At 71.0% G+C, this 6,718-nt stretch carries 6 protein-coding genes; 3 read left to right on the top strand and 3 right to left on the bottom strand.

The window, feature by feature from the left end; translation table 11 throughout:
* Positions 1-59: 59 nt before the first annotated feature.
* Positions 60-1,040 (bottom strand): YihY/virulence factor BrkB family protein, encoded by a 981-nt coding sequence (locus HY68_RS33230; RefSeq protein WP_041998886.1) that lies wholly within the window; start codon positions 1,038-1,040, stop codon positions 60-62.
* Complete coding sequence (locus HY68_RS33225; protein WP_241778840.1) at positions 1,037-2,860, bottom strand: thiamine pyrophosphate-requiring protein; 1,824 nt, start codon at positions 2,858-2,860, stop codon at positions 1,037-1,039. Before HY68_RS33225 ends, HY68_RS33230 begins: the two co-directional genes overlap by 4 nt.
* 142 nt (positions 2,861-3,002) lie before the next feature.
* On the opposite strand from HY68_RS33225, the gene HY68_RS33220 reads away from it, so the two are divergent.
* Complete coding sequence (locus HY68_RS33220) at positions 3,003-3,854, top strand: GAF and ANTAR domain-containing protein (protein ID WP_052457410.1); 852 nt, start codon at positions 3,003-3,005, stop codon at positions 3,852-3,854.
* A gap of 42 nt (positions 3,855-3,896) precedes the next feature.
* Positions 3,897-4,652 carry a GAF domain-containing protein gene (locus HY68_RS33215; protein WP_041998883.1) on the top strand — a complete coding sequence of 252 codons (756 nt, stop codon included), beginning with the start codon at positions 3,897-3,899 and terminating at the stop codon, positions 4,650-4,652.
* Between the two features lie 59 nt (positions 4,653-4,711).
* Here the strand turns inward: HY68_RS33215 and HY68_RS33210 are convergent, their stop codons facing one another.
* Positions 4,712-5,089, bottom strand: a complete 378-nt coding sequence (locus HY68_RS33210) for an SsgA family sporulation/cell division regulator (protein ID WP_052457407.1) — start codon at positions 5,087-5,089, stop codon at positions 4,712-4,714.
* 407 nt (positions 5,090-5,496) lie between these two features.
* Between HY68_RS33210 and HY68_RS33205 the strand changes: the two genes are divergently transcribed.
* The coding region (locus HY68_RS33205) for an ATP-binding protein (RefSeq protein WP_241778839.1) at positions 5,497-6,718 on the top strand (1,222 nt) is incomplete at its 3' end.

The raw sequence follows: 6,718 nt of genomic DNA, 5'->3' as shown, positions 1-6,718 counted from the left end.
GGAGGCACCGGGGGCCACCACGGCGGGCCGCTGACCGGTGTGCGGGGCCGTACCGGTCCTCAGGCCAGCCGCTCCTTCTCGTCCTCGGTCCAGGTGCGGGTGTCCCGGGGTTCGACGTAGGGCTCCTTGCCCGCCGGGTAGCCGCCGGCGACCGCGCGCTGGCGGGCCAGTTCGGCGTCGAACTCCAGGCCGAGCAGGATCGCCAGATTGCTGATCCACAGCCACACCAGGAAGACGATCACGCCGGCGAGCGTCCCGTACGTCTTGTTGTACGAGCTGAAGTTGGCCACGTAGAAGGCGAAGCCCGCCGAAGCGATCATCCAGAGCACCAGGGCGACAAGGCTGCCCGGGGTGATCCACCTGAAGCCGCGCCCCTTGGCGTTGGGCGAGGCCCAGTACAGAAGCGCGATCATGGCCGTGACCAGCACGACCAGCACCGGCCATTTCGCGATCGACCAGACGGTCAGGGCCGAGTCGCCGATGCCGAGCGACGTGCCGACCTGCCGGGCCACGCCGCCGGTGAAGACGACGATCAGCGAACTGGCCACCGCGATCAGCATCAGGACCACGGTGATGGCGACGCGGACCGGCAGCACCTTCCACACCGGGCGCCCCTCGGGCACGTCGTAGACGACGTTCGACGTGCGGATGAACGCGGCGACGTACCCCGAGGCGGACCACACCGCCAGCAGCACACCCACCACGGCCAGGATCGAGCCGAGTCCGCCGTTGCCCTGCAACTGCCGTACCGCGTCGCTGACGATGTCCCGGGCGGAACCGGGGGTCAGCTGCTTGAGGTTGTCCAGGACCTGGTCGCTCGCCGACTGCCCGGCGACCCCCAGCAGCGAGACGAGCACCAGCAGCGCGGGGAACAGCGACAGCACGCTGTAGTACGTCAGAGCCGCTGCGCGGTCGCCGAGTTCGTCGACCTGGAACTCCTTGGCGGTGCCTTTCAGTACCGCCCACCACGAGCGCCTGGACAGTCCGGTCGGCTCGTCCGGTGCCCGCCGCTCGACCTGTTCGTCCGGCCCGGGACTCACGCGTCCTCCTGGGTGCCCGGCCGGTCGTCGCGGTGCCGGTGACCGGGCAGCATCTCCTGCGCCTTGGACTTCAGTCCCTGCCGGATCATGCCCAGCCGGTCGCTGTCGCCCTTGACGATCGAGGAGGCCGCGGCCTCGATCTGGTCGAGATCGGCGTGCGGCGGGATCGGCGGCACGGCCGGGTCCGTACGGAAGTCGATCACGAAGGGTCGGTCGGCCGCGAGCGCGCGCTGCCACGCGCCTTCCACCTCACCGGGCTCCTCGACCCGTACGCCTTCGAGGCCGATGGAGCGGGCGAAGTCCGCGTACCGGACGTCCGGCAGCTCCTGCGAGGGGAGGAACTGCGGGGCGCCGGTCATGGCGCGCATCTCCCAGGTGACCTGGTTGAGGTCCTGGTTGTTGAGCACGGCGACGATCAGCCGCGGATCCTGCCACTCGGACCAGTACTTGGCGGCCGTGATGAGTTCGGCCATGCCGTTCATCTGCATCGCGCCGTCCCCGACGATGGCGATGGCCGGCCGGTCCGGGTGGGCGAACTTGGCGCCGATGGCGTACGGGACACCGGGGCCCATGGTGGCGAGCGTGCCGGACAGCGAGCCGCGCATCGCGCCGCGCAGCCGCAGATGCCTGGCGTACCAGTTCGCCGAGGAACCCGAGTCGGCGGTCAGGATCACGTTGTCCGGCAGGAGCGCGTCGAGTGCGTGCACGACGTACTCGGGATTGACGGGTTCGGCGTCCACGGCCGCGCGCCGCTGCATGACCTCCCACCAGCGGGCGGTGTCCTTCTCGATCTTCTTACGCCACTTGCCGTGCTTCTTCCGCTCCAGCTGCGGCAGCAGTGCCCTGAGCGTCTCGCGGGAGTCCCCCACGAGGTTGACCTCGAACGGGTAGCGCAGCCCGACCATGAACGGGTCGATGTCGATCTGCACCGCGCGCGCCTGGTCGAACTCCGGCAGGAACTGGCTGTACGGGAAGCTGGACCCGACCACGAGCAGCGTGTCGCAGTCCTGCATCAGCTCGTACGAGGGACGGGTGCCGAGCAGCCCGATCGAGCCGGTCACATACGGCAGTTCGTCGGACAGGACGTCCTTGCCGAGCAGTGCCTTGGCCACGCCGGCGCCGAGGACGTCGGCCAGTTCCTCGACCTCGGCGCGCGCGCCGCGCGCGCCCTGGCCGATCAGGACGGCGACCTTCTCGCCCGCGTTCAGCACCTCGGCGGCGCGGCTGATCTCCTCGGCGGCGGGGACCGGCGCGTACGAGCCGACCCCGAGGCTGGAGGGCACCATCTTGAACGCGTGCGACGGCGGCGTGTAGTCCAGCTCCTGGACGTCGGCGGGGATGATGACGGCGGTGACGGTGCGCTTCGCGTAGGCGGTGCGCATAGCCCGGTCGATCACGTTCGGCAGCTGCTGGGGGACGGTCACCATCTCGCAGAAGTCGGAGGCGACGTCCTGGTACAGGCTCAGCAGGTCGACCTCCTGCTGGTACGAGCCGCCCATGGCGCTGCGGTTGGTCTGCCCGACGATCGCCACCACCGGCACGTGGTCGAGCTTCGCGTCGTACAGACCGTTGAGCAGATGGATCGCGCCGGGCCCCGAGGTCGCGGCGCACACCCCGACCTTGCCGGAGAACTTGGCGTAGCCGACCGCCTCGAAGGCGGACATCTCCTCGTGCCGGGACTGGATGAACGTGGGCTTGTTCCCGGCCCGCCCCCACGCGGCGAGGAGGCCGTTGATGCCGTCACCCGCGTAGGCGAAGACATGGTCGACGTCCCACTCGCGCAGCCGCTGGAGGATGAAGTCGGACACCTTGATCGACACAGGTTGGCCTTTCGGTGCAATCGCGGGGCGGTGACGGAATCGTGGGGGTTGAGGATGCTGGCGACGTATGCCGCAGTACCCGCGATTCCCGGGGCCTAACGCGCGCTCGTCCGGCCGGGGCCCTCGGACGGGGGTGAATACTATGGACGGTGAATGCGACGACGATCGGGCGTCGTTGCCGGAGGTGGACGCGATGGAGCCCGGCGATCTCGACGGGGACGACGAGAGCGGTACCCGCCGGTCCGACGCGTACGCGCCGGAAGAGGCCGGCTCCGGCGGTCGTGACCGGCTCTTCCACGCGCTGGCCGTCGCGGTCGACGGACGGGACGCGCAGGGGATTCCCGCCGCGCTGTGCAGGGCGTGCGTGGACGTGCTCGACATCACCGGCGCCTCGGTCTCCCTTTCGGGCGGGCCCGAGGTGCGCACGCTGTGGTGGTCGAGCAGTCCGGTGGCGGAGGCCCTGGCCGAGGCCCAGTACACGCTGGGGGACGGGCCGTGCCACAGCGCCCTCTCGCTCGCCGCTCCGGTGCTCGCCGGCGATCTCACCCAGGGCGTCGACGCGCGCCGCTGGCCCGTCTTCGCGCAGCGTGCCGTGGAGCTGGGGGTGCGGGCCGTCTTCTCCCTGCCGCTCGGCAGCGAGGCCATGACCGTCGGCACGCTCGATCTCTACCGGGAACAGCCGGGCAACCTCAGTGCGCGGGACATGGCCTTCGCCTTCCCCGCGGGGGACGCCATCACGCTGTCGCTGATGCGGCTGCACGCCGCGGACGTCGGCGCGGGGGCCGTCGGCGGACAGGACGTCAGTTCCTGGCTGGACGCGGCGCAGAGCGAGCACCAGGAAGTGCATTACGCGACGGGCATGGTGATGGTGCAGCTCGGCGTCGATCCGCAATACGCCCTGGCCAGGCTGCGCGCGTACGCTTTCCTGGAGAGCCGGACGGTGACCGAGGTCGCCCGGGACGTCATCGCGCACAGAGTGATCCTCGATGAATAGGCCCGTCACCGCGGCGCCGAAGACAGAGACGGTGGATCCGGCATGAGCCGCCAGCAGCAGATCTCGGAGGCTTTTGTCAGCCTCACCGACACCTTCGCCCCTGGCGTGGATCCCCTGGTCCTCGTCGACCGGCTCGTCGACCACTGCGTACGGCTCACCGGCGCTGACGCCGCCGGAATCATGATGGTCACGGCACGGGCGGGGCTGCGGACGATGGCCGTGTCCGACGACCGCGCCGATCTGCTGGAGATCTTCCAGCTGCAGACCGGCGAAGGCCCGTGCGTGGACTGTCTGCGGGACGGCCGGCCGGTGGACGCGGCGGACCTCGCCGAGCACGAGGACCGCTGGCCGGGGTTCGTACCGCTGGCGCGCGCCGCGGGATTCCGCAGCGCGCACGCCGTACCCGTACGGGTCAACAGCCAGGTGATCGGCGCGCTCAACCTGCTCGGCGCCGCGCCCCGCGCGCTGTCCGACGACGATCTGCGGCTCGCGGGCGCGCTCGCCGATGTCACGGCCGTTGCGCTGATGCAGTGGGAGGCCGAGCCGGTACGCCCGCAGGACGTCCTCACCCTGGTCCAGGCGGTCATCTCGGCGAAGGCGACGCTGGAGACGGCGAAGGGCATGCTCGCGGCCGACGGACTGCTGACCCCGGCCGAGGCCGCCGCCGCTCTGCGGGCGTACAGCTCGCGGCAGGGCAGACGCCCGAGCGAGATCGCCCAGGAACTCGTACACCGCACGCTCGACCCGGCCGCCGTGATCACGTCCCGGGGGGAACCCCTCACGCCGGACGCGACCTAGGTCGCGTCCGCGAAGTCTCGTCTGGCCAAGGGCGGACGACGATACTTCGCGGACACTCCCTAGGGCTCCGACAGGAGCCGGGTGGTCAGCGCGTCCCAGTCCACGCCCTGCGCCTCGGTCTCCCTGGGCACCGAGGCGTACGTACGCTCCAGCCAGCGCCGCAGGCCGGCGCGGTCGATCTCGAAGAGGGCGTACGCCTCGCTCGGCCCGAGCCGCAGCCGCAGCTGTCCCTCGGCCCCCTGGCCGGGCGAGGGCCACGCCCGGACGGCGCCGATGCCGGAGAACACCCGGAGACCTGAGCTGAGCAGTTCACGCGAGAGGTGCCAGACGACCGGCGGGTGGCCGGCCGGGGTGAGGACCAGCGTCACGCCGAACGGGTCGGCGCGGTCGTAGCGGAACCGCGCGAGCACCGGGACCCCGGCGTCCGGCAGACGCATCTGACGCACTGTCGTCACCAGGTCGGAGGGCTCCTGACCGCGCAGGCGTGTCGTGGCGGACGTCGGGCATCGGGTCATGGAGCTTCCGTTTCAGCACGGCAGGACAAGGGCACCTTCTCGCGCGCCGTCGCCGCGCTGACCGCCGTTGGCGGAAGGCGATCGGTCTGCTGCCCCGGCAGGGCCGTTCCATACCCGTATGCCGGAAATTGTTCGCGCGGACTCATCGTCGCGGTCGGCCGGTGGAAGCGTGTGGTGACGACAACAATCGAACAACTACCGCCCGCAGTCGCCTAATTGCTCATATGATCTGAACGTTTCCGATCACTCCCGTCCCGGGAGCCCCACCATTTCGGGAAGGTTTCTATCTTCGTGGCCGTGGTTTGCGTGTACGTCAGAGTGTGGTCGCCGTGCTGAGCGGGACGGCCCGCCGGGCGGCCTGGTCAGTGATCGTCGTGGTCGTGGCGGCGGGGTGCGCCGCTCTCGCCGGCTGGGCGTTCCCCGAATCGGCGCGGCCGTTGCTGGCCGGCGTCTGTGCGGCGGCGTTCGTACTGGCGGTGGTCTGGGCGCTGTCGCTGCGTCACCGGCTCGCTTCGGTACGGGCGGAGTACGCGCGCGACCAGAGCACGGCGCAGGCCAGGGGCGCGGCGGTCGCCGCCCTGACGGCCGAGCTGCCGGCCGTCGTCGAACAGGTGCGTACGGGGCAGGAGCTGACCGGCCTCACCGGCAGATTCGCGCGGCCCGACGCCACCGGGGAGACCTTCGCGAGGGACATGGACGCGCTGGTCGCGTGGTTCGCCGAGAAGGGGCCCGCCGAGGCCGTCCGCCAGGAGCGGGCCATGCGGGACGCGGTGATGGCGGCCTTCGAGGCCGTCGCCCGTACGGTCCATCAGATGGCGACGGTGCAGCAGGAGGTCCTGGACCGGGTCGAACAGACGCTGAGCGATCCGCGGTTGATGGGCCCGGTCATGCAGGCCGACCACGCGGCGGCGCAGATGACCCGCAAGGCGCAGGTGCTGCTGGTGATGTGCGGGGTGTGGCCGGCCGTGCGGGAGTCGCGGCCCGTCTCGCTCTACGACTGCGTGCGGGGCGCGAAGTCGCGCATCCTGGAGTTCCAGCGGGTATCGGTGCACGGCGGCGAGTCGCTGTACGTGGCGCCGCCCGTGGTGGAGGGGCTGATGCACAGCATCGCCGAACTCCTGGAGAATGCCACGGTGTACTCCCCTTCCTCCACCCAAGTCGTCGTCACCGTACGGGAGGTGGCGGCCGGGGCTGTGGTGGAGATCGACGACGCCGGTCTCGGCATGCCGTACGACGTGCTGGAGCAGGCCACCGCGCAGCTGCGGGACGATCTGGACCTGACCCAGCTCGGCGCCGTACCCCGGCTCGGGCTTGCCTGCGTCGGGCGCTGGACGCGTGAACTGGGCTTCCGGGTGGAGCTTTCGAGTGCTTCGGCCTACGGCGGGACCCGTGCGGTGACGTTCGTGCCGCTGGCCCTGCTGACCGAACCCGCGGCCGTTTCCGCGCCGCCCCGGCCGCTCGCCGAGGAGAGCGGTACAGCGGTTCCGGTGGCGGCGGCGGTGCAGACCCCGGGCGGGCTGCCCGTCAGGCGCAGCCGGCGCCGGGGAGCGG

The organism is Streptomyces sp. AcH 505 (assembly GCF_000818175.1).
Taxonomy (GTDB): Bacteria; Actinomycetota; Actinomycetes; order Streptomycetales; family Streptomycetaceae; genus Streptomyces.
This window is presented reverse-complemented; position numbering and strand designations above follow the sequence as displayed.